This is a genomic window from Comamonas sp. 7D-2, assembly GCF_022749555.1.
GTDB lineage: Bacteria > Pseudomonadota > Gammaproteobacteria > Burkholderiales > Burkholderiaceae_C > Comamonas > Comamonas thiooxydans.
This window is the reverse complement of sequence record NZ_CP094238.1, coordinates 871242-893879: the sequence shown is the minus strand read 5'-3', so window position 1 is coordinate 893879 and position 22638 is coordinate 871242. Positions and strand designations below refer to the sequence as shown.

Annotated in this window: 21 protein-coding genes and 2 tRNA genes; 10 read left to right on the top strand and 13 right to left on the bottom strand. The window is 60.5% G+C overall.

Annotated elements, in window-relative coordinates; all coding sequences use genetic code 11:
* The first annotated feature begins 32 nt into the window (after nucleotides 1-32).
* From MPZ60_RS04025 to MPZ60_RS03995, 7 genes are all read left to right on the top strand, one after another.
* Nucleotides 33-109, top strand: a tRNA-Pro gene (locus tag MPZ60_RS04025).
* Between the two features lie 137 nt (nucleotides 110-246).
* Nucleotides 247-1989: a type IV-A pilus assembly ATPase PilB gene (pilB, locus tag MPZ60_RS04020; RefSeq protein WP_003062195.1), complete on the top strand. Its 1743-nt coding sequence runs from the start codon at nucleotides 247-249 to the stop codon at nucleotides 1987-1989.
* Between the two features lie 24 nt (nucleotides 1990-2013).
* Nucleotides 2014-3231, top strand: a complete 1218-nt coding sequence (locus MPZ60_RS04015; RefSeq protein WP_012837103.1) for a type II secretion system F family protein — start codon at nucleotides 2014-2016, stop codon at nucleotides 3229-3231.
* Nucleotides 3231-4100 carry an A24 family peptidase gene (locus MPZ60_RS04010; protein WP_034357526.1) on the top strand — a complete coding sequence of 290 codons (870 nt, stop codon included), beginning with the start codon at nucleotides 3231-3233 and terminating at the stop codon, nucleotides 4098-4100. The genes MPZ60_RS04015 and MPZ60_RS04010 overlap by 1 nt, the downstream gene beginning before the upstream one ends.
* 3 nt (nucleotides 4101-4103) lie before the next feature.
* A complete protein-coding gene (coaE, locus tag MPZ60_RS04005) occupies nucleotides 4104-4730 on the top strand; it encodes a dephospho-CoA kinase (RefSeq protein ID WP_034357524.1) in 627 nt (208 codons plus the stop codon).
* A gap of 87 nt (nucleotides 4731-4817) precedes the next feature.
* Entirely contained in the window at nucleotides 4818-5573 is a 756-nt protein-coding gene (gene zapD / locus MPZ60_RS04000) for a cell division protein ZapD (RefSeq protein ID WP_034357522.1), read from the top strand.
* A 99-nt stretch (nucleotides 5574-5672) separates the two neighbouring features.
* A complete protein-coding gene (locus MPZ60_RS03995; RefSeq protein ID WP_034357520.1) occupies nucleotides 5673-5882 on the top strand; it encodes a DNA gyrase inhibitor YacG in 210 nt (69 codons plus the stop codon).
* 118 nt (nucleotides 5883-6000) lie between these two features.
* On the opposite strand, the gene MPZ60_RS03990 is transcribed toward MPZ60_RS03995, so the two are convergent.
* The 4 genes from MPZ60_RS03990 to secA form a co-directional block, all read right to left on the bottom strand.
* Nucleotides 6001-6471 (bottom strand): NUDIX domain-containing protein, encoded by a 471-nt coding sequence (locus MPZ60_RS03990; RefSeq protein WP_003062186.1) that lies wholly within the window; start codon nucleotides 6469-6471, stop codon nucleotides 6001-6003.
* 12 nt (nucleotides 6472-6483) lie between these two features.
* Nucleotides 6484-7419, bottom strand: a complete 936-nt coding sequence (locus MPZ60_RS03985) for an ATP-binding protein (RefSeq protein WP_034357518.1) — start codon at nucleotides 7417-7419, stop codon at nucleotides 6484-6486.
* A gap of 297 nt (nucleotides 7420-7716) precedes the next feature.
* The gene (argJ, locus tag MPZ60_RS03980) at nucleotides 7717-8946 is read right to left on the bottom strand and encodes a bifunctional glutamate N-acetyltransferase/amino-acid acetyltransferase ArgJ (protein ID WP_034357516.1); all 1230 of its coding nucleotides are present in this window, start codon (nucleotides 8944-8946) and stop codon (nucleotides 7717-7719) included.
* Between the two features lie 345 nt (nucleotides 8947-9291).
* Nucleotides 9292-12051, bottom strand: a complete 2760-nt coding sequence (gene secA, locus MPZ60_RS03975) for a preprotein translocase subunit SecA (protein WP_034357514.1) — start codon at nucleotides 12049-12051, stop codon at nucleotides 9292-9294.
* 315 nt (nucleotides 12052-12366) lie between these two features.
* Here secA and MPZ60_RS03970 point away from each other — a divergent pair, with 315 nt between their 5' ends.
* On the top strand, nucleotides 12367-12672 hold the full coding sequence (locus MPZ60_RS03970) for a hypothetical protein (protein WP_003062178.1): 306 nt from the start codon (nucleotides 12367-12369) through the stop codon (nucleotides 12670-12672).
* Between the two features lie 56 nt (nucleotides 12673-12728).
* Here the strand turns inward: MPZ60_RS03970 and MPZ60_RS03965 are convergent.
* From MPZ60_RS03965 to petA, 6 genes are all read right to left on the bottom strand, one after another.
* A tRNA-Thr gene (locus tag MPZ60_RS03965) sits at nucleotides 12729-12804 on the bottom strand.
* A gap of 84 nt (nucleotides 12805-12888) precedes the next feature.
* Nucleotides 12889-13407, bottom strand: coding sequence for a ClpXP protease specificity-enhancing factor (locus MPZ60_RS03960; RefSeq protein WP_034357512.1), 519 nt, complete (start codon nucleotides 13405-13407; stop codon nucleotides 12889-12891).
* Between the two features lie 99 nt (nucleotides 13408-13506).
* The gene (locus tag MPZ60_RS03955; RefSeq protein WP_003058564.1) at nucleotides 13507-14118 is read right to left on the bottom strand and encodes a glutathione S-transferase N-terminal domain-containing protein; all 612 of its coding nucleotides are present in this window, start codon (nucleotides 14116-14118) and stop codon (nucleotides 13507-13509) included.
* Nucleotides 14119-14218: 100 nt separating this feature from the next.
* Entirely contained in the window at nucleotides 14219-14974 is a 756-nt protein-coding gene (locus MPZ60_RS03950) for a cytochrome c1 (protein WP_003062174.1), read from the bottom strand.
* Between the two features lie 17 nt (nucleotides 14975-14991).
* Nucleotides 14992-16407, bottom strand: a complete 1416-nt coding sequence (locus MPZ60_RS03945; RefSeq protein WP_003062172.1) for a cytochrome bc complex cytochrome b subunit — start codon at nucleotides 16405-16407, stop codon at nucleotides 14992-14994.
* A gap of 14 nt (nucleotides 16408-16421) precedes the next feature.
* The gene (gene petA, locus MPZ60_RS03940) at nucleotides 16422-17024 is read right to left on the bottom strand and encodes a ubiquinol-cytochrome c reductase iron-sulfur subunit (protein WP_034357510.1); all 603 of its coding nucleotides are present in this window, start codon (nucleotides 17022-17024) and stop codon (nucleotides 16422-16424) included.
* Nucleotides 17025-17173: 149 nt separating this feature from the next.
* Here petA and mscL point away from each other — a divergent pair, with 149 nt between their 5' ends.
* Nucleotides 17174-17608 carry a large conductance mechanosensitive channel protein MscL gene (gene mscL, locus MPZ60_RS03935; RefSeq protein ID WP_034357508.1) on the top strand — a complete coding sequence of 145 codons (435 nt, stop codon included), beginning with the start codon at nucleotides 17174-17176 and terminating at the stop codon, nucleotides 17606-17608.
* A 158-nt stretch (nucleotides 17609-17766) separates the two neighbouring features.
* On the opposite strand, the gene pdxA is transcribed toward mscL, so the two are convergent.
* From pdxA to MPZ60_RS03920, 3 genes are all read right to left on the bottom strand, one after another.
* On the bottom strand, nucleotides 17767-18825 hold the full coding sequence (pdxA, locus tag MPZ60_RS03930; protein ID WP_080746189.1) for a 4-hydroxythreonine-4-phosphate dehydrogenase PdxA: 1059 nt from the start codon (nucleotides 18823-18825) through the stop codon (nucleotides 17767-17769).
* 80 nt (nucleotides 18826-18905) lie between these two features.
* Nucleotides 18906-19658 carry a Nif3-like dinuclear metal center hexameric protein gene (locus tag MPZ60_RS03925; RefSeq protein ID WP_080746188.1) on the bottom strand — a complete coding sequence of 251 codons (753 nt, stop codon included), beginning with the start codon at nucleotides 19656-19658 and terminating at the stop codon, nucleotides 18906-18908.
* Nucleotides 19659-19766: 108 nt separating this feature from the next.
* Nucleotides 19767-21092, bottom strand: coding sequence for an MFS transporter (locus MPZ60_RS03920; RefSeq protein ID WP_034357504.1), 1326 nt, complete (start codon nucleotides 21090-21092; stop codon nucleotides 19767-19769).
* Nucleotides 21093-21456: 364 nt separating this feature from the next.
* Here MPZ60_RS03920 and MPZ60_RS03915 point away from each other — a divergent pair, with 364 nt between their 5' ends.
* Nucleotides 21457-22617: a trypsin-like peptidase domain-containing protein gene (locus MPZ60_RS03915; RefSeq protein WP_034357502.1), complete on the top strand. Its 1161-nt coding sequence runs from the start codon at nucleotides 21457-21459 to the stop codon at nucleotides 22615-22617.
* The last annotated feature ends 21 nt before the right edge of the window (nucleotides 22618-22638 follow it).

Below are 22638 nucleotides of genomic sequence, written 5' to 3'. Positions count from 1 at the left end.
GGTGCACCACGGTGCTCGACAAACAAAGCCTGCGGGGTGTAGCTTAGCCTGGTAGAGCGCTACGTTCGGGACGTAGAGGCCGGAGGTTCGAATCCTCTCACCCCGACCAATCTCATTTTTGTCGCAGTTTCTTGCGCCATGTTCAATGACGCGGCATTGACGCATGCATGCGCGCCTGGCGACCTGCCGTTTGCCACAACAAGAATGGTAGGATAGATCCTCTACTCCCCTCCCAGACTTGGATACATGGCTGCTGCCGACACTCTGCAAAAGAACACTCCTGCGCCCATTGCCATCCCAGGTTTGGGCAGGGCCCTGATTTCCGCAGGAAAGGTTTCGCAGCAAGCCGCCGAGAACGCAGCCAAGAAAGCCGCCACAGGCAAGACCCCGTTCATCACCGAGCTCAGCCAGTCTGGTGAAATCAGCGCGCTGGAAATTGCCGAAACCATTTCCATGATGTTCAGCACTCCGCTGCTGGACCTCAACGCCATCGACGTCCAGCAACTTCCGCGCGAGCTGCTGGACCCGAAAATCAGCAACGCCTATCGCGTGCTGGCACTCAGCAAGCGCGGCAATCGGCTCACCATCGCCACGGCAGACCCTACTCAGCAGGAAGCTGCCGAACAGATCAAATTCACGACTCAGTTGCTGGTGGACTGGGTGGTTGTCGAGGCCGACAAGCTGCAAAAGCTCGTCGAGCAGACCGGCAAGAGCGTCAGCGAATCTCTGGACACCTATTCCAGTTCTGGGGACTTTGACTTTGACGACGTCAAGATCGAGGATGCCCCCGAGGAAAAAGACAATGCCGTCGGCGCCGAGGTCGAAGATGCGCCGGTCGTCAAGTTTCTGCACAAGATGCTGCTGGACGCCTTCAATATGCGCGCGTCCGACTTGCACTTCGAGCCCTACGAACACAATTACCGCGTGCGCTTTCGTATCGACGGCGAGCTGCGCGAGATTGCCTCTCCACCGATTGCGATCAAGGACAAGCTGGCTTCGCGCATCAAGGTGATCTCGCGCCTGGACATCTCGGAGAAACGCGTTCCGCAAGACGGCCGCATGAAGCTCAAGGTCGGCCCTGATCGCGTCATCGACTTTCGTGTCAGCACCTTGCCCACGCTGTTTGGCGAAAAGATCGTGATCCGTATTCTGGACCCGAGCTCGGCCAAGATGGGCATCGATGCCCTCGGCTACGAACCCGAGGAAAAAGAGCGCCTGCTCAAGGCCATCAACCGCCCCTACGGCATGATTCTGGTTACCGGCCCCACGGGCTCGGGCAAGACCGTGTCGCTCTACACCTGCCTGAACCTGCTCAACCAGCCGGGCGTGAACATTGCCACCGCCGAAGACCCTTCCGAAATCAACATGCCCGGCGTCAACCAGGTGAATGTGAACGAGAAGGCCGGCCTGACCTTTGCCGCTGCGCTCAAGTCCTTTCTGCGCCAGGACCCGGACATCATCATGGTCGGTGAAATCCGTGACCTGGAAACCGCCGACATCTCGATCAAGGCCGCCCAGACCGGGCACCTGGTGCTGTCCACGCTGCACACCAATGACGCTCCGACCACGCTGACGCGCATGCGCAATATGGGCATCGCCCCTTTCAATATTGCCTCCAGCGTGATCCTGATCACCGCCCAGCGTCTGGCGCGACGCCTGTGCGCGCAGTGCAAGGAACCCGCCGACATACCGCACGACGCCCTGATCGATGCCGGCTACGACGAAGCCGAACTCGACGGCAGCTGGGTCAGCTACAAGCCTGTCGGCTGCCCTGCCTGCAACAACGGCTACAAGGGACGTGTCGGTATTTATCAGGTGATGCCCATCAGCGAAGAAATTCAGCGCATCATCCTGCGTGACGGCAGCGCCCTGGAGATTGCCGCACAGGCCAAGGCCGAGGGAGTACGCTCTCTGCGCGGCTCGGGCCTGCATAAAGTCAAGCTGGGTCTGACCTCACTCGAAGAAGTGCTGGCGGTCACCAACGAATAAAACCAGTATCAGTGAGGGAACGCCATGGCAAGCGCAGCGTCCAAGGGAATCAAGGAATTTCTCTTCGAGTGGGAAGGCAAGGACCGCAACGGCAAGATCGTTCGCGGCGAAACTCGTGCCGGCGGAGAAAACCAGATCCAGGCCATGCTGCGCCGCCAGGGCGTGACTCCGTCCAAGATCAAGAAGCGCAGGACCCGCGGCGGCAAGAAGATCAAGCCCAAGGACATTGCGCTGTTCACTCGCCAGCTGGCCACCATGATGAAGGCCGGCGTGCCGCTGCTGCAGTCTTTCGACATTGTGGGTCGGGGCAACACCAACCCTAACGTCACCAAGCTGCTCAACGACATCCGCTCCGATGTGGAAACCGGTACCTCGCTGAGTGCGGCCTTTCGCAAGTTTCCGCTCTATTTCAACAGCCTCTACTGCAATCTGGTGGAGGCCGGCGAGGCCGCAGGTATTCTGGAATCGTTGCTGGACCGTCTTGCCACCTATATGGAAAAGACGGAAGCCATCAAGTCCAAGATCAAGTCGGCGCTGATGTACCCCACATCGGTCATGATCGTGGCCTTCGTCGTGGTGACCGTGATCATGATCTTCGTGATCCCTGCCTTCAAGGAGGTCTTCACCTCCTTTGGCGCCGACCTGCCCGCGCCCACGCTGCTGGTGATGGGCATCAGCGATTACTTTGTTCAGTACTGGTGGCTGATCTTCGGCGTGCTGGGCGGCGGCATCTATTTCTTCATGCAGGCCTGGAAGCGCAACGAGCGCGTGCAGCAGTTCATGGACCGCACCATACTCAAGCTGCCCATCTTCGGCGTGCTGATCGAGAAGTCCTGCGTGGCCCGCTGGACGCGTACGCTGTCCACCATGTTTGCCGCCGGCGTGCCGCTGGTCGAGGCGCTGGACTCCGTGGGAGGCGCCTCGGGCAACTACCTCTACAGAAATGCCACCGACAGGATTCAGTCGGAAGTCTCCACGGGCACCAGCCTCACGGTTGCCATGGCCAATGCCAATATCTTCCCTTCCATGGTGCTGCAGATGTGTGCCATCGGCGAGGAATCGGGCGCCATCGACCATATGCTGGGCAAGGCAGCCGATTTCTATGAAAGCGAAGTCGACGAAATGGTGGCGGGCCTCTCCAGCCTGATGGAGCCCATCATCATCGTCTTCCTGGGCACCTTGATCGGCGGCATCGTGGTGTCCATGTATCTGCCTATCTTCAAGCTGGGTCAAGTGGTCTGATGATTTCCGAACTGGTGTTGAATGCCGCTGTCGGCGGCGTGCTGGGCTTGCTGATCGGCAGCTTTCTGAATGTGGTGATCCACCGCCTGCCTCTGATGATGGAGCAGGAATGGCATGCCGAAGGTGCGCAATGGGCCGAGGAACAAAAGGACAAGGGCGCCAGAATCGAGCTGCCGCCGGCCAAGCCTGCCATCACGCTGAGCCAGCCTCGTTCGCGCTGCCCGCATTGCGGCCATCAGGTCGCCTGGTACGAGAACATTCCCGTGCTGAGCTACCTGTTTCTGCGCGGACGCTGCGCCGAGTGCAAAAAGCCCATCAGCCTGCGCTACCCTCTGGTTGAGTTGGTCTGCGCCGCGCTGTTTGCCTTCTGCCTGGGCCGCGACGGCCTGACCGCCACCGGCTTTGCCTGGTGCGGCTTCAGCGCGGCGCTGCTGGCGCTTGCACTGATAGACTGGGACACCACATTCCTGCCGGACTCCATCACTCTGCCCCTGCTCTGGGCCGGCCTGATCGCCTCCGCACTGCAGTGGACCAGCGTGCCTCTGCAACAATCGCTGTGGGGCGCCGTCGCAGGCTATATGTCGCTATGGCTGATCTTCTGGGCCTTCAAGCTGGCAACGGGCAAGGAAGGCATGGGCTACGGCGACTTCAAGCTGTTTGCCGCACTCGGTGCCTGGTTTGGCTGGCAGGCACTGGTACCCATCATTCTCATGGCATCGGTCGTGGGCGCCGTCATCGGCATTGCACTCAAGATCAACAGCAAGCTGCGAGAAGGCGGCTATGTGCCCTTCGGCCCTTTTCTTGCCGGCGGCGGTTTCGTCAGCCTGATCTGGGGCCCGCAGGCGGTGCTCAGCTTTGCAGGCCTGTAAGCCATGAAAGTCGCACCTGAGCGCTCACCATTCAGACTGGGGCTGACGGGCGGCATCGGCAGCGGCAAAAGCACGGTTGCTGCCAGGCTGCAGGCATGCGGCGCAACGCTGATCGATGCCGACCATATCTCGCGCAGCCTGACGGCAAGCGGCGGCATGGCCCTGCCCCTCATCGCTCAGGCTTTTGGTGCCGATCTGATCGACGCACAGGGCGCCCTCAACCGCGCCCGCATGCGCGAGCTGGTCTTCGCCGATCCGTCCGCGCGCCAGCGCCTGGAAGCCATTCTCCACCCCCTGATCGCCGAGCAGACCCGGCAGCAGCATGAAGCAGCCGTGGCTGCGGGCAGCAAACTCATCGTGCACGACATTCCGCTGCTGGTCGAGTCCGGCCACTGGCGAACACGCCTGGATGGCGTGCTGGTCGTGGACTGCCGCGAAAGCACGCAGACAGAGCGCGTCATGGCGCGCAGCGCTCTCACACGCGAGGCCGTGCAGGCCATCATCGACGCCCAGGCCACGCGTGCCCAGCGCCTGGCCACGGCCGACTGGGTCATCTATAACGATGACGGGGTCACAATCGAAACTCTCCACGCATATACCGATCAAATCGCTGCATGGTTCGGGCTATGATGCAGACCATGGCTTGGCCTGTGCGTGTGATCGCCGCATGTGCACGTTGACCGCTGATTCCTGTGCACCCCGAGGAGCCCAGCAAACGTGATCCTGTACGAATATCCTTTTAACGAGCGTCTGAGAACTTATCTGCGTCTTGAGCAGTTGTATCGCCGTCTGCGCGAGCTGCTGACCCGCGCGCATTCGGTCGATCATCATTTCGCCCTGATCACCATCTTCGAGATCATGGACGTGGCCTCGCGCAGCGATCTGCGGGCCGACGTCATCAAGGACCTGGAGCGCCAGAAGCACCTGCTGGACGTGTTGCGCGACAACCCCGATATTTCCCAGCACCTGCTGCACCAGGTGGCGCGCCAGGTGGAGAGCTGCTTTGCCACCATCAATGCACAGACCGGCAAGACCGGCCAGGCGCTGACCGAAAACGAATGGCTGATGTCCATACGCAGCCGTGTGGGCATACCCGGCGGCACCTGCAGCTTTGACCTGCCGGCCTATCACGCCTGGCAGAATCTCGATCCGCGCTACCGCCAGCGCGACCTCGAAGACTGGGCCGGCGAGCTGACCCCGCTGGGTCAGGCGCTTGAGCTGATCCTGCAGCTGCTGCGCGAAACCGGCATTCCCCAGCGTGTGGTGGCCGAGCAAGGCGTGTTCCAGCAGGCCATGCCGGCCGGCCGCAGCTTCCAGCTGCTGCGCCTGCGCATAGAGCCGCATCTGAATCTGGTGCCGGAAATCAGCGGCAACCGCCTGCTGGTGTCGGTGCGCCTGCTCAAGCTGGCCCATGGCAGCAAGCCCCAGCCCAGCAATGACGACGCCACTTTCGAGCTCACGCTCTGCGCATAAGTCCCCGGCAGTCTTCTCGTCCCGATTGAGCCGCACATTGCGGCTCAATGGCTTTCAGGGTCGGCCACCCGTGTTTTCCAGCTGTGATACATCTACGCCATGAGCACTGACAAGCAATCCCCCACCATGGTGAAATGCCCGACCTGCGGCGGCCCCAGCGTTTTTTTGCCCAGCAACAAATTCCGCCCCTTCTGCAGCGAGCGTTGCCGCAATATCGACCTGGGCGCCTGGGGCAATGAAGAGTTCCGCGTCCCGGCTCAGACACCTCCCGAAGATGCGCCGTTTGGTGATCCACGCACGGAAAACTAAGCAAGGCAGCAAAAAACAAGAGCGCCTTGCGCATGGAATGTCTTGATTTCAGCTTGATTGACCAAGAAAATCGAGATTCAACCAGAGCAAGGCGCTCTTTATTTCAGAGCATACCGCTTCAGACCAGAGGCTGCTGCGCCTCGTAATGGCTTTGATCAAAGACCAGGCCGCGCTCCTCGCTCAGCCATTGCAGCACGGGATAGGCACCGGGCAGGACGGGGTGCACATCGAGCGGCAACTGCTGCCAGGCCATTTGCTGGCCCTCGCGCATCTCGAACTCGCCCGTCCATTCCGTCACCTTGCACCAATGCAGACGCACCAGCGCATGCGGGTAGTCATGCTCGGTCACCTTCCAGGCATGGGCCTGGCCAATGGTCACGCCCAGCTCTTCGATCAGCTCGCGGCGCAAAGCCTGCTCCACGCTCTCGCCTGCCTCCAGCTTGCCGCCAGGAAACTCCCAGTAGCCTGCATACGGCTTGCCTGCAGGGCGGCTTGAAATCAGCAGCGCCCCATCGGATTCGCGCAACAGCACGCCCACGGCCACTTCCGTGTGCTTGCGCTGCGCCTGTGTTTCAGCAGTCACTTCCACAACACTCTTTCTTCATTCCAGGTCTGCTTCTTCAGCCAGACCGTCCACATCTTCAATGCGCTTCTTGACCGTCACAGGGCGCTCGTTGCGGCCCGCGTAATCGCGCGCGAACTGGTGGGCCACACGGCCGCTGCGCGAGCCGCGCTCCAGCGCCCAGACCAGGGCTTCGGGCCTGGCCGCCTCGATGGTGGCCTGGTCCATGCCCAGCGCAGACAGCCACTGCGCTACCACGCGCAAATACTCGTCCTGGCTGAAGGGGTAGAAGCTCACCCAGAGGCCGAAGCGCTCGGACAGCGATATTTTCTCCTCCACCACCTCGCCGGGATGGATCTCGCCGTTCTCGCTTTTTTGCTGTGCCAGGTTGTCCGTCATGTACTCGGGCAGCAGATGGCGGCGATTGCTGGTGGCATAAACCAGCACATTCGGCGTGGCCGCGGAAACCGAGCCATCCAGCATGGACTTCATGGCCTTGTAGCCTGGCTCGCCCTCTTCAAAGCTCAGATCGTCGCAATAGATGATGAACTTCTCGCTGCGGCCGGCGACCACGTCGACGATGTCGGGCAGATCGGTCAGATCGGCCTTGTCCACCTCGATCAGACGCAGGCCCTGGGGCGCAAAGCTGTGCAGACAGGCGCGGATCAGCGAGGACTTGCCCGTGCCGCGCGCCCCCGTCAGCAACACGTTGTTCGCCGTGCGACCGCTGACGAACTGCTCGGTATTGCGCGCAATCTTTTCCTTTTGCACATCGATGTTCTGCAGATCGGACAACTGCATGGCGCCCACATGGCGCACCGGCTCCAGCACGCCGCAGCCGTTCGCGCGCTTGCGGTAGCGCCAGGCAATCGCCGCATTCCAGTCGGCGGGCGCCTGCAGGGGCTGGGGCAGCACGGACTCGATGCGCTGCATCAATTGCTCGGCCCGCTCGACCAAGCGCTCCAAAGGGTTCATCACATCTTGCACGACCAGATCTCCATGTTTTTATAGCTTCTTGCGCTTGCTTAATCTTGATTTCAGAATAAAAAGCAATCAAAGCTCAATATAGACAAGCGCAAGAAGCTCCTGAAATTGAAGCACACGCAGTCACCCGCGAGGCATGAGGCTGGCGCGGCCCAAGCCAGAGATACCGAGCAAGAGCCGCCTCGCAGCGAAGGTATCGTCCCCCTCCCGATGCAACGCATCGAGAGAGGGGGAAGGCGCGTTGCCCAGGCGGAACCGCCTAGGCAACGCGCCTCAGGGGGTGATCATTTACGACCGGTAATCCGCATTGATCGTCACATATTCGTGACTCAGATCGCAGGTCCACACCGTCTGCGCGGCATCGCCACGACCCAGCAGCACGCGCACCAGGATCTCCTGCTGCTTCATCACGCGCTGACCGTCTTCTTCCTTGTAGGAAGGATTGCGACCGCCATCGACCACCACATGCACATCGTCCAGGTACAGATCGATTTTGGTCTGATCCAGATCGGCAATGCCGGCATAGCCTACAGCGGCCAGGATGCGGCCCAGGTTGGGGTCAGAAGCAAAAAAGGCCGTCTTGACCAGGGGAGAGTGGGCAATGGAGTAAGCGACCAGGCGGCACTCCTCCTCATTCTTGCCACCCTCGACTTTGACGCTGATGAACTTGGTGGCACCCTCGCCATCGCGAACAATGGCCTGCGCGAGTTTTTGCGCCACTTCCAGCAATGCTGCCTTGAGCTGCTCGCCTTCGGTGCTGGAGAGCTCCTTGATCTGGGCGTTGCCAGCCTTGTGGGTGGCGATCAGCACGAACGAGTCATTGGTGGAAGTGTCGCCATCAATGGTCACGCGGTTGAAGGAGCCATCGGCCAGTTCCTTGACCAGGGGCTGCAGCAGCTCGGGCGCGATCGCCGCATCGGTAGCCAGAAAGCCCAGCATGGTCGCCATATTGGGGCGGATCATGCCCGCGCCCTTGCTGATGCCGGTGATGGAAACCGTCTTGCCGCCAATGCTGACGCTGCGGCTGAAGGCCTTGGGCAAGGTGTCGGTGGTCATGATGCCTTCGGCAGCCGTGGCCCAGTTATCAGCCTTGGCGGCAGCAATGGCCTTGGGCATGCCCGCCACGATGCGGTCAACGGGCAGCTCTTCCATGATCACGCCGGTGGAGAAAGGCAGGATCTGGCCCGCGCCCAGGTCCAGCTCCTTGGCCAGAGCCGCGCAGGTGGCGCGGGCATTGGCCAGACCAGCGGCGCCGGTGCCGGCATTGGCATTGCCGGTGTTGATGACCATGGCGCGGATGCCGGTGCCGGCCGCCAGATGCTCGCGGCAGATCTGCACGGGAGCGGCGCAGAAACGGTTCTGGGTGAACACGCCGGCCACCGAGGCGCCTTCGTCGAGCAGGAACACCGTCAGGTCCTTGCGATTGGCCTTGCGCACGCCGGCTTCGGTAACACCAATGCGAACGCCATTGATCGCCAGCAGATCAGCGGCGATGGGAGCGGAAAGATTCACGGACATTTCTGTATGTTCCTGAGAAAAGCCTCCCCCTGAGCCGCTGCGCGGCTTCCCCCTGAGGGGGACGACATCTTCGCCGCGAGGCGGCTCTTGCTCGATGTCTCCGGCCAAGAGCGCGCCCCGTGCAGCAGCCTAGGGGTCGAAAGTTAAAACGTTCCCCATTATCGGAACAAACAGAGGCCTGAACGGACTTGCCGGATTTTGTTGCGCAAAAAGCTGCGCCCCAATGCAAACACGGGCCGCAGCCCGTGTTGTTCGATAACGCATGCTCCAAGCCAGAGACGGCCAGCAAGGGGCGCCACCGCAATGAGTCCCCTTCAGGGGGAAGGCGCCAAGCGCCTCAGGGGGTCAGGACAGCTTGCCGTGGCAAAGCTTGAACTTCTTGCCGCTGCCGCAGGGGCAAGGGTCGTTGCGGCCCACGTGCACGCCCTCGGGCATGGCAAGAGGCTCGGCCAGCATCACGTCGTCCTCGATGCTCATGCCTTCGGTTTCCGAGGGCGAGGCATAGCTCATGTGCTCCAGGCTCTGCGCGCCGCGCTCGTTCATGGCGACGGCGGCTTCGTCCATCTCTTCGCGCGAGCGGACCTGGACCGTCATCAGCACGCGGGTGACTTCGGTCTTGACCTGATCGATCAGTTGGCGGAACAGCTCGAAAGCCTCGCGCTTGTATTCCTGCTTGGGCTGCTTCTGGGCATAGCCGCGCAGGTGAATGCCCTGGCGCAGATAGTCCAGCGCGGCCAGGTGATCGCGCCAGTTGGTGTCGAAGCTCTGCAGCAGCACGGCGCGCTGGAATTGCGTGAAGTTCTCCTGGCCGATCAAGGACACCTTGGCGTCGAACAGATCGTGGGCTGCCTTGACGACCTTCTCCAGAATGTCTTCGTCGGTGATGGATTCGGAACCCGCCACGTCCTGCTGCAAGGAAAGATCGATCTGCCATTCACTGGCCAGCGCCTTCTCCAGGCCGGGCACATCCCACTGCTCCTCCATGGACTCGGCCGGCACGTACTGACGCACCAGGTCGGTGATCACGTCCTCGCGCATGGCGGCCAGCATGCCATTCAGGTCTGTGGAATCCAGAATGTCGTTGCGCTGCTGGTAGATCACCTTGCGCTGGTCGTTGGCAACGTCGTCATATTCGAGCAGTTGCTTGCGCATGTCGAAGTTGCGTGCTTCGACCTTGCGCTGCGCCGACTCGATGGAGCGGGTCACGATGCCGGCCTCGATGGCTTCGCCTTCGGGCATCTTCAGGCGGTCCATGATGGCCTTGACACGGTCGCCCGCGAAGATGCGCATCAACTGGTCATCCAGGCTCAGATAGAAACGCGAAGAGCCGGGGTCGCCCTGGCGGCCCGAGCGGCCGCGCAGCTGGTTGTCGATACGGCGCGATTCATGACGCTCGGTGGCGATGATGCGCAGACCACCCAGTGCCACGATCTTGTCGTGGGCCACTTGCCAGTCGGCACGCAGCTGCTCGATCTGCTGGTTGCGCTCGGTCTCGCTGAGTGCCTCGTTGCTCTCGATGGCCTTGAGCTGCTTGTCGATATTGCCGCCCAGCACGATGTCGGTACCACGGCCGGCCATATTGGTGGCGATGGTGATCATGCCTTCGCTGCCCGCCTGGGCAATGATGTCGGCCTCGCGTTCATGCTGCTTGGCGTTGAGCACCTGATGGGGCAGCTTCTCGCGGGTCAGCAGCTGGTCGATGATTTCGGAGTTCTCGATCGAGGTCGTGCCGACCAGCACAGGCTGGCCGCGCTCGTAGCACTCGCGGATGTCCTTGATCGCCGCGTCGTACTTTTCCTTGGTGGTCTTGTAGACGCGATCGAGCTGGTCCTGGCGCTTGCTGGGCTTGTTGGGCGGCACCACCACGGTTTCCAGGCCATAGATTTCCTGGAATTCGTAGGCTTCGGTGTCGGCCGTACCGGTCATGCCCGACAGCTTCTTGTAGAGACGGAAGTAGTTCTGGAAGGTGATCGAGGCCATGGTCTGGTTCTCGGCCTGGATGGCCACACCTTCCTTGGCTTCCACGGCCTGGTGCAGGCCATCGCTCCAGCGGCGGCCGGCCATCAGACGGCCGGTGAACTCGTCCACGATCACGATTTCGTCGTTCTGCACCACATAGTGCTGGTCGCGGAAATACAACTGGTTGGCACGCAGCGCGGCGTACAGATGATGCACCAGAGAGATGTTGGAGGGGTCGTACAGGGACGAGCCTTCGGCGATCAGGCCGGCATGGGCCAGCAGGCGCTCGGCCGCTTCATAGCCCTGATCGGTCAGGTAGACCTGATGGGATTTCTCATCGACCGTGAAATCGCCGGGCTTGGTCACGCCTTCACCCGTGCGGGGATCGGCTTCACCCTCCTGACGCACCAGATTCGGCACGATCTGATTCATGGCCACGTACATGGCCGTGTGATCTTCGGCCGGACCGGAGATGATCAACGGAGTACGCGCCTCGTCGATCAGGATGGAGTCCACCTCGTCGACGATGGCGTAGTTCAGCACGCGCTGCACGCGGTCGCCGGGCTCATACACCATGTTGTCACGCAGGTAGTCGAAGCCGTATTCGTTGTTCGTGCCGTAGGTGATGTCGGAGTTGTAGGCCTGCTGCTTCTGTTCACGCGACAGATTGGGCAGGTTGATGCCCACCGACAGGCCGAGGAAGTTGTAGAGGCGAGCCATGGTCGTGGCATCACGATTGGCCAGGTAATCGTTGACGGTCACGACATGCACGCCCTCGCCCGACAGGGCATTGAGGTACACGGGCAGCGTCGCGGTCAGCGTCTTGCCTTCTCCGGTGCGCATTTCGGCAATCTTGCCGTAATGCAGCGCCATGGCGCCCAGCATCTGCACGTCGAAGTGACGCATCTTCATGACGCGCTTGGAGCCTTCACGCACTACGGCAAAGGCTTCGGGCAACAACTCGTCCAGCGCCTCGCCCTTGGCAACGCGGTCCTTGAACTCCTGCGTCTTGGCGCGCAATGCCTCATCGCTGAGCTTTTCGTACTCAGGCTCCATCGCATTGATGCGAGCGACTGTTTTACGGTATTGCTTGAGCAACCGGTCATTGCGGCTGCCGAACAGTTTGGTGAGGAAATTGGTGGCCATGCGTGCGAAGGCACATTGCTTTTTTGCCTGTTGCGCAAAGCAATGTGTCCAGAATCCCTTGATTGTTGGTCTTCAGATGGGGCCGTCCCTGCGGCAGTCAAGAGCCACACCCGAAATGGGTGAAAAAACCTCCTGACGCACCCCAAACAGGGACAGGACCAAAAAATGATTCTAACCGCGCAAGCCTGCCTTGGCTTTTCGCCACTCCAGAGCACGTATGGGATTGCACCGCGCGCGCAAATAGCCGGCACTGCGGCATTCATTCTCGGCTGAGCTAAGCTCGGGCTTGCCCTTGCCCAACTGTTTGCCGCTCGCATGACCATTGTTCGCCGCCATCACGCCGTAACTGCCATCAATGCCATGGAGTCTTCTCCCACATTGGCGCGCCTGGCAGCACTGACTCAGGACTCCAGCAACCGGCTCAAAGCCGTTTTACCCCTGGTTCCGCCCATGCTGCGCGCCAGCTTGCAGGCCGGCCCCATTGATGAAGACGGCTGGTGCCTGATTGTGAAAAACAACGCTGCTGCGGCCAAAGTGCGCCAATTGCTGCCGGCCATGGCGGCTCATCTGCGCACCAAAGGCTGGGCTGTCAACAGCATCCGCATCAAGGTTCAGGCCTGACAGGACCTTTTTAGAGGCAGAAAAACAAAAAAGGCCTCCGAAGAGACCTATTTGTTTGGTGCCGGTTGTCGGATTCGAACTGACGACCTACCGCTTACAAGGCGGGTGCTCTACCAACTGAGCTAAACCGGCGAAGACTGAATTCTAACGTAGAAATTCAGCCCCAAAAGAAGAATCCTGAAATTTCCCGATCTGCCGGCAAAAACACTGGCCGGACTACTTCACACGCTTGAGCGCCGGACGACCACCTGCGGGTGGCGGCGTACGAGGAGCATCATCTTCGCCGGAAGCTTCTGCTTCCGCCTTGACGGGAACCAGTTGCACCACACGCTCGGCCGAGGACTCCTCATCCGACTCCATGTCGGGCTCGGCATCCTCCATCGATGGCGCATCGTCGTCCTCGGGGACTTCGTCCTCCTCGGGCGGGAAGGCCATGCCCTGGCCGGTCTCGCGGGCATAGATGGCCATGACGTTCGCCACAGGCACCATGATTTCCCGTGGCTGGCCGCCAAAGCGTGCCTTGAATTCAACATACTCATTGCCGATCAGCAGGCCGCTGGTCGCGTCATAGCTGATGTTGAGCACGATTTGACCATCACGCACAAACTCCATGGGCACCTGGGTGCTGCGGTCCACGCGCACGGCAATATGCGGCGTCAAACCATTGTCGGTACACCATTCAAATAATGCCCGCAGCAGATACGGACGGGTTGAAGTCGTTTCAGGGGCTGTCATCTCATTTCCTGACGAATCAAATCCAGAAGATTGCAAAGACAAAAAAGCGGGCAGATGAAGGAGAGCCCTTCAACATGCCCGCTCTGCGCTCATGTGCAATTACTTGCGCATGACCTTTTCAGAGGGAGTCAGTGCTTCAATGTAAGCGGGGCGCGAGAAAATGCGCTCGGCATACTTGAGCAGAGGGGCAGCATTCTTGGACAGCTCGATGCCGTAATAGTCCAGGCGCCACAGCAGGGGAGCAATGGCCACATCCAGCATGGAGAAGTTCTCGCCCATGATGTACTTGTTCTTCAGGAAGATGGGCGCCATCTGGGTCAGACGGTCACGGATATGGGCACGAGCCTTCTCCAGAGCCTTTTCATTGCCCTTGACGTTGCGCTCTTCCAGAGCGCTCACGTGCACGAACAGTTCCTTTTCGAAGTTCAGCAGGAACAGGCGCACACGGGCACGGTCCACAGGGTCGCCAGGCATCAGCTGGGGATGGGGAAAGCGCTCGTCGATGTACTCGTTGATGATGTTGGACTCGTACAGGATCAGGTCGCGCTCGACCAGGATTGGCACTTGACCATAGGGGTTCATCACGGCGATTTCTTCGGGCTTGCTGAACAAGTCCACATCGCGGATCTCGAAATCCATGCCTTTTTCAAACAGCACAAAGCGGCAGCGGTGTGAGAAGGGGCAAGTCGTTCCCGAATAAAGCACCATCATGGTGGAGACTCCTAAAAATCAAAAAGAGTGGGTTGCCCACGGCACCCCACTCTGCACTAACACGGTTTGGCTGCAGACAACTTCTGCACGGCGGCAAAGCCTATTTCACGTCTTTCCAGAACGCGGCATTCAGGCGCCAAGCGATAAAGATGAAGAAGGCCAGGAAAATCAACACGCCCACCCCGATACGGGTTCGGGTGTTCTGAGCCGGCTCCCCCATCCATTGCAGGTAATTCACCAGATCGCCAACTGCCTGATCGTACTGCACTGCGCTCATCTTGCCAGGAGACACCTGCTCCCAACCCTTGAAGACCTGGGTCTTAGTTCCATGGTCGTCATGCTCTTCGAAGATGGCGCGACGCTCACCCTGCAGCTCCCACAGCGCATGCGGCATGCCTACGCTGGGAAAGGCAAGATTATTCCAGCCCGTGGCCTTGGTGTCATCCCTATAGAAAGTACGCAAGAAGGTATACAGGTAATCAGCGCCCGAGCCGCCCGAGCCGGCACGCGAGCGCGCGATCACGGTCAGGTCGGGCGGGTTGGCACCGAACCACTCCTTGGCTTCCTTGGGATTGATGGCTGCCTTCATGGTCTCACCTACCTTGTCGGTGGTGAACAACAGATTGTCCTTGATGTCCTGATCGGTCAGACCGATGTCCTTCAAGCGATTGAAACGCATGAAGGCAGCGGAGTGGCAGCTCAGGCAGTAGTTGACAAAGATCTTGGCACCATTTTGCAGGGATGCCGTGTCGCTGGTGTTGACTGGCGCCTTGTCCCAGTGGATGCCGCCTTCAGAAGCTTGCGCAGCGCCGGCAATACCCAGGGCTGCAACCAGGGTCAGAATCAGTTTCTTCATTCTTGTTCTCTCCTGCTTCAGTGAGGCTTGAAGGTGACACGCTCGGGCACGGGCTTGGTTTCACCCAAGCGGCTCCACCAGGGCATGAGCAGGAAGAAGCCGAAGTAGAACAGCGTGCCGACCTGCGACACCTTCTCGCCCACCGGCGACGGAGGCTGCACCCCCAGATAAGCCAGGACGACGAAGTTCACCACAAACACTGCATACACATATTTGTGCCAGCTGGGACGATAGCGGATCGACTTGACCGGGCTGCAATCGAGCCAGGGCAAGGCAAACAGGATGATGACCGCACCACCCATGACAACCACGCCCCAGAACTTGGCGTCGATGGACAGCATCATGGCGATGGCACCCAGGGCCACGATGGCGACGGCGCCCTTGGCAAAACCAGGCAGGCGCGACTTGAGAATGCCGTAGCCTGCACCCAGCACCACGCAGGCGATCAGCACATACATCATCTCGCTGGTGATGGCACGCAGCATCGAATAGAAGGGCGTGAAGTACCAGACAGGGGCAATGTGATTGGGCGTCTTGAGCGGGTCGGCGGGGATGAAGTTGTTGTACTCCAGGAAGTAGCCGCCGAACTCGGGCGCAAAGAACACCACGGCCGAGAACAGGAACAGGAACACCGTCACGCCAAAGATGTCATGCACCGTGTAGTAAGGGTGGAAGGGCACCCCATCCAGAGGGCGGCCCTTTTCATCCTTGGGCGCGTTCGGGCCCTTGATCTCGATACCGTCGGGATTGTTGGAGCCCACGTCGTGCAGCGCCAGCAAATGCGCAACGACCAGACCCAGCAGCACCAGAGGCACGGCGATCACGTGGAAGCTGAAGAAGCGGTTCAGAGTCGCATCGCCCACCACATAGTCGCCACGGATCAGCAGAGCCAGATCGGGACCGACAAAGGGGATGGCGGAGAACAGGTTCACGATCACCTGGGCGCCCCAGTACGACATCTGACCCCAGGGCAGCAGATAGCCCATAAAGGCTTCAGCCATCAGCACCAGGAAGATGGCGCAACCGAAGATCCAGACCAGTTCGCGCGGTTTGCGGTAAGAACCGTACAGAAGACCGCGAAACATATGCAGATAGACCACCACAAAGAACGCCGAGGCGCCTGTGGAGTGCATGTAGCGGATCAGCCAGCCCCAGGGCACATCACGCATGATGTATTCCACGGAAGCAAACGCCTTTTCGGCATCGGGCTTGTAGTGCATCACCAGGAAGATGCCGGTGACGATCTGGATCACCAGCACCAGCAGCGCCAGCGAGCCGAAGATGTACCAGAAGTTGAAGTTCTTGGGAGCGTAGTACTCCGACATATGGACGCGGTACGCATCGAATGCCGTCGGAAACCGGTTCTCCAGCCAGTTCATGGCCTTCGCTCCGGTTGTGGAGTTAGGGTCGATTTGCTTGAATTCGTGAGCCATTGTTCTTGTCTCCCTCAGGCTGCCTTGGTGTCTTCACCAATCAGCAGCTTGGTGTCGGACAGATACATATGTGGCGGCACTTGCAGGTTGTCCGGCGCTGGCTTGTTCTTGAACACCCGGCCGGCCATGTCAAAGGTGGAGCCATGGCAGGGGCAGAGGAAACCGCCCTTCCAGTCTGCAGGCAGCGAAGGCTGGGGCCCGGCGACGAACTTGTCGGTGGGAGAGCAGCCCAGGTGGGTGCAGATGCCCACGACCACCAGGATTTCAGGCTTGATGGAGCGCGCTTCATTTTGCGCATAGGGCGGCGTGAACTCTTCGGGATGACGCGCCGAGGTCGGGTCTGCCAGTTCGCCATCGAGGCCTGGCAGGTCCTTGAGCTGCTCGGGTGTGCGCTTGATGATCCACACCGGCTTGCCACGCCACTCGACGGTGAGCTTCTCACCATCCTTGAGATTGGAGATATCCACCTCTACCGCAGCACCTGCTGCTTTGGCTTTTTCAGAAGGCTGGAAGGAGCTCACAAAAGGGACGGCCGTTGCCACACCGCCCACGGCACCAGCACATGCTGACGTGATGATCCACGTGCGCTTGCTGGAGTCGACTGGAGAGTCACTCATGGATTTCCTCGAAGTACATCGCTTGATTTGGGGTCAACTGCAAATTCTAGCGGTGGGGTTATGGTTATTCCAGCCCCAGTCCGACGTTGACAACCGCCAAAGTCACGCAATACTGCGCTATCTCAAACTCTTAGTGACTGGAACTGCTTATGGGCATGATGCAAGAATTCCGCGAGTTCGCAATCAAGGGAAACGTCATGGATCTTGCCGTGGGCGTGATCATCGGCGGCGCGTTCGGGAAAATCGTTGATTCCGTGGTCAACGACCTCATCATGCCTCTGGTGGGCCTGCTCTTCGGCAAGCTGGACTTTTCCAACCTGTTCGTCGTTCTGGGCACCATGCCCGAAGGAGTTCCACGCACTCTGGATGCGCTGAAAAAAGCCGGCATTCCCGTATTTGCCTATGGCAGCTTCATCACGGTTGCGGTGAACTTCGTGATTCTGGCCTTCATCATTTTCATGATGGTCAAACAGATAAACCGCCTCAAGCGCGAGGCTCCGCCTGCACCGGAGCAAGCACCCGCTACGCCCGAAGACATTCAGCTGCTGCGCGAGATCCGCGACAGCCTCAATCGCAAGGCCTGAGAGCGTTCAGCCCAGTGATGAAAAGCCTGCTGACCTCCAGCAGGCTTTTTTCATGGCATCGAGCATTCAGCGCGACCCAGCACACTGCATGAATCCATCCGGCAAGTGCTTGGATGCCTGAAGCATTGACGACTGGTGAACCAGCAGTTGAAGCCCCATCAACTCGCCAGGCTGCGGGCCATATGCACGGCTTCAAGCAGGCTGGCCTCATCGGCCACTCCCTGACCGGCGATATCAAAGGCCGTGCCATGGTCGGGACTGGTGCGTACCAGCGGCAAGCCCAAGGTCACGTTGACGCCTTTTTCCACACCCAAATATTTGACTGGGATCAACCCTTGGTCGTGGTACATCGCCAACACCACATCGAATTCACCCGGGTGGGCTGGCGTATTTCGAGCCCGCATGAAGACTGTGTCCGGCGCAAACGGCCCCTGCACATCCATGCCTTCGGCCTGTGCTGCCGCGATCGCCGGAGCAATGATTTCGATTTCTTCACATCCGAAGATGCCGCCCTCGCCCGCATGCGGATTGAGCCCTGCCACGGCAATGCGAGGCGTACGTCCCAGGCTCTTGCCCAGCGCCTGATGCGTGATGCGCAAGGTCTGCAGAATCTGCGGCCCGGTCACGGCCTCGATGGCCTCGCGCAGCGACACATGGATGCTGACCAGCACGGTACGCAACTCGTCATTGGCCAGCATCATGCGCACCGGCATCTGCTCCAGCGAAACGCCCGCATGGGCAGCCGCCTCGGCCTGCAGAAGTTCCGTGTGCCCGGGGAAAGTCACGCCCGCCAGATGCAGTGCCTCTTTATGCAAGGGCGCCGTAACCATAGCGGCAATCTCGCCACGCAAAGCCGCTTGCGCAGCCCAGACCACGCATTGCGCCGCGGCCTGCCCGGCAGCCGCGCAAATCTGGCCATAGGGCTGAGGCCCCGCCAACCCCGGCAAGTTCAGCAGCGCGACGGCACCTTCCGGAACAGACCAGGCTTCGCCCGGCTCATCGATCACCACCACGGGCTGGGCAATGGCCTGATCGCCGTCGACGGCCCTGGCGGCCAGCGCCGTGGCCCGGCGCAGAGTCTGCAACTCGCCCACTACAAAGCAGCCGCGCATGGCCTGCGGCGCAGCCCGAAAAGCCTTGGCGATGATTTCAGGCCCTATGCCTGCGCAGTCGCCCTGGGTGATGGCGATGGTTTGGGTTGAAGCAATGAGGGACATAGGCATCAGAGTTGCCACAAGCCTCCTGTTCCAAAGTGCTTGCAGCCATCAAAAGTGAAAGACGAAGGTCCAGGAGCGGATCAGGCCGGGTTGTCGATATCGATGAAGCGGTGCTCCAGCCCGCACTCCCGGGCTACATGGGCAGCCACGGCCGGAGCACCATAGCGCTCGGTCGCATGATGGCCGGCAGCAATAAAGCTCACGCCCATCTCTTGCGCCAGATGCATCTGGGGCTCGGAGATCTCGCCGGTGATATAGGCATCGGCGCCGGCGGCAATCGCGGACTCGAAAAAGCCCTGCGCCCCTCCGGTGCACCAGGCCAGCCTGCGGATCGGCTTGTGCTCCTGCACACCGGCCAGCGTCACCTTTCGCCCCAGCACGCTTTGCACATGCCCTGCCAGAGCGGCGGCATCGGCAAAGTCCACATCGGCCAGCCAGCCCAGGTTCTGCTCGCCAAAGGCCGCCTGGCCCCGCACGCCGAGCCTGGCCCCCAGTTGCGCGTTATTGCCCAGTTCGGCATGGGCATCCAGCGGCAGGTGATAGGCAAACAGATTGATGTCATGCGCCAGCAGCAGACGGATGCGCTCCTTGAGCCAGCCCGTGATGCGACCATCCATGCCGCGCCAGAACAGACCGTGGTGCACGAAGATGGCATCGGCCTCGGCCTCGATCGCCGCCTCGATCAGGGCGCGACTGGCCGTCACACCGCTGACGATGCGACGAATCTCGCTCTTGCCTTCGACCTGCAAGCCGTTGGGTCCGTAGTCCTTGAAGCGTTCGGGCTGCAGCAGCCCGTTGAAAACGGATAACAGGGTGTTTCGCTCAATGCTCATGACTCGATTGTGCCCAAGCCCGCACGCAAACCCGGCCAGCAAGGCTTTGACAGACGTAAAAAGGGCAGCCCAGAGCTGCCCTTTTCCTTTTTATCAGAACAAGTGACTTCAAGCCTTCTTGGCTTGCCAGCCCTTGCAGGCCAGAGGCCAGAAGCCCATGGCCATGCCCAGCACGCCCATGGCCGCCACATAGTGGGCGGGAGCCATCACATCCACCTGCTGCCACACGGACACCAGCATTGGGGTCAGGCCGCCGAACACGGCATAGGCCATGTTGTAGGAGAAGGACAGGCCGGTGAAGCGCACCTCGGGCGGGAAGGCCCGCACACCCACCACGGGCAGCAGCGAGATGGAGCCCACGAAGAAGCCCACGGTCGCATAGTTGCAGATCAGCGATGCCTCGTTGCCAGGCAGGTTCAGGTAGAACAGATAGGCCGTGGCCGTCATGCCGCCCCAGCCGATGAGCATGGTCAGCTTGGTGCCGATCTTGTCGGACAGCCAGCCCCAGAACACGCAGCCTATGGTCAGCGTCACGGTCGCCACGGCATTGGCCTTCAGGGCCATGGCAGGCTCGATGTGGAACACCTTTTGCAGATAGGCTGGTGTGAACAGAATCACCACCACGATCGCCGTGGACAGCACCCAGGTCATCAGCGCCACGACGACACAGGCTTCCCGGTGGTCGCGCAAGATGGTCTTTATCGGCAGTTCGCGGTCAGCGGCCTTGCGGGCCTGCAGTTCCTGGAAGATGGGGGTCTCGTGCAGGAACTTGCGCAGATACACCGACACCAGACCGAAGACACCGCCCAGGATGAAGGGGATGCGCCAGGCCCAGTCGTGGATCTCGCCCTGGCTGTAGGTGCTGTTGAGCCAGACCCCGATGATGGAGCCCAGGAAAATGCCGCCGGTAATGCCGGAGGTCAGTGCGCCGATCGCAAAGCCGTAACGCTTCTGGGGAGCATGCTCGGCCACGAACACCCAGGCACCGGGCATTTCACCGCCGATGGCAGCCCCTTGCATCACGCGCATCAGCAGCAGCAGGATGGGAGCGGCCAAGCCTATGGTTTCATAGGTCGGCAGCAGGCCGATGACCAGCGTGGGCACGGCCATCAGGAACACCGACAGCGTGAACATCTTCTTGCGGCCCAGGATGTCGCCGAAGTGGGCAATCAAAATGCCGCCGATGGGGCGCGCCAGATAGCCAGCCGCGAAAATGCCCAGCGTCTGCAGCTGGCGCATCCACTCCGGCAGCGAGGCTGGAAAGAACAGGCTGCCAATCACATTGGCAAAAAAGACGAACACCACGAAGTCGTAAAACTCCAGCGTTCCGCCCAGGGCCGATAAGCCCAGGGTCTTGTAGTCCTCCCGGTTCAGGAGACGATTCGTCGCTGCAGCCGGCGCGTCAGCCGATGCAGCGTGGTCAAGCGTAGTCATGGTGTTTCCTAGATCGAACAACAGGACAGCGCGGATAAGGCCGCTGATCACGGGTCAACGTGCAGTGGCAGACCGATTGCGGCGGGCTTCAGATGCAAAGCCACACCAGACCAAATATGAGCACCTTGTGGGCAGTCACTTCAGTAACGGCGGCGTAAGCGCAGTCGAAAAAACATTCTAGGGTTTTCACTCATATATCCTGGACACATAAAACTTTAGGTGCTTGCAGTCCTATAGCCATGGGCCCTGCATTCTGCAAAGCTTTGCGTTATGCATTTGCTTGCAAGCAAATGTTCGCTTCGACGCCTGGCGCAGCCATGCTTCACAATGTGGGCTTGTTCCCCTCACTACCTATACGCATTACATGAAACGCACCTGGTTGCTGTTTTCGCAGGTCGTCACCGTGCTGGTGGCTATCTATTTTGTAGTGGCTACCCTACAGCCCACTTGGCTTCAGCGCGGAAATATCCGTAGCAGTGCCGGTGTTTCGCTGCTGCAGGCGCCATCCACTCCAGCGGGTGAAGTCGCTCCCGGCAGCTTTGCGCCTGCCGCGCGCAAAGCCTCGCCCGCCGTGGTCAGCATCAACACCAGCAAGGCAGTTCGCCACCCGCGCGCCAACGACCCCTGGTTCCAGTTCTTCTTTGGCGATCAGGGTCCGCAGGAGCAATCTGGTTTGGGTAGCGGCGTCATCATCAGTCAAGATGGCTACATCCTCACCAACAACCATGTGGTGGAAGGCGCCGACGATATCGAGGTCACGCTGACCGATAGCCGTCAGGCCAAGGCCAAGATCATAGGAACAGACCCCGAGACCGATCTGGCCATTCTCAAGATCGAGCTCGACAAGCTGCCCGTCATCGTGCTGGGCAATTCCGATCAGGTCGCTGTGGGCGACCGCGTGCTGGCCATCGGCAATCCCTTCGGCGTGGGCCAGACAGTGACCAGCGGCATCATCAGCGCTCTGGGCCGCAGCCAGCTGGGCATCAACACCTTCGAGAACTTCATCCAGACCGACGCTGCCATCAACCCCGGCAACTCCGGCGGTGCGCTGGTGGATGCCAACGGCAATCTGCTGGGTATCAACACGGCCATCTACTCGCGCTCAGGCGGCAGCATGGGCATCGGTTTCGCGATTCCCGTCTCCACAGCCAAGATGGTGCTGGACGGCATCGTCAAGGACGGCAAGGTCACGCGCGGCTGGATCGGCGTGGAGCCCAACGAGCTCTCGCCCGAGTTGGCCGAAACCTTTGGCGTCAAGGCCGATGCCGGCGTCATCATCACCGGCGTGCTGCAGGCCGGCCCCGCCGCCCAGGCCGGCATGCGTCCCGGCGACGTAATCGTCAAGGTGGGCGAGACCGCGACCCGCAATGTCTCCGAACTGCTGACGGCCGTGGCCTCGCTCAAGCCCGGCGAAGCCGCCAAGTTCGATGTGCGCCGCGGCGACAGCGAAGTGGTGCTGGACATCACTCCGGGAGCCCGCCCAGCAGCCAGCACCCTGCAGCAACAGGGTCGCCCACGCCGCTGATTGCAGCGCCAACAAACCGAA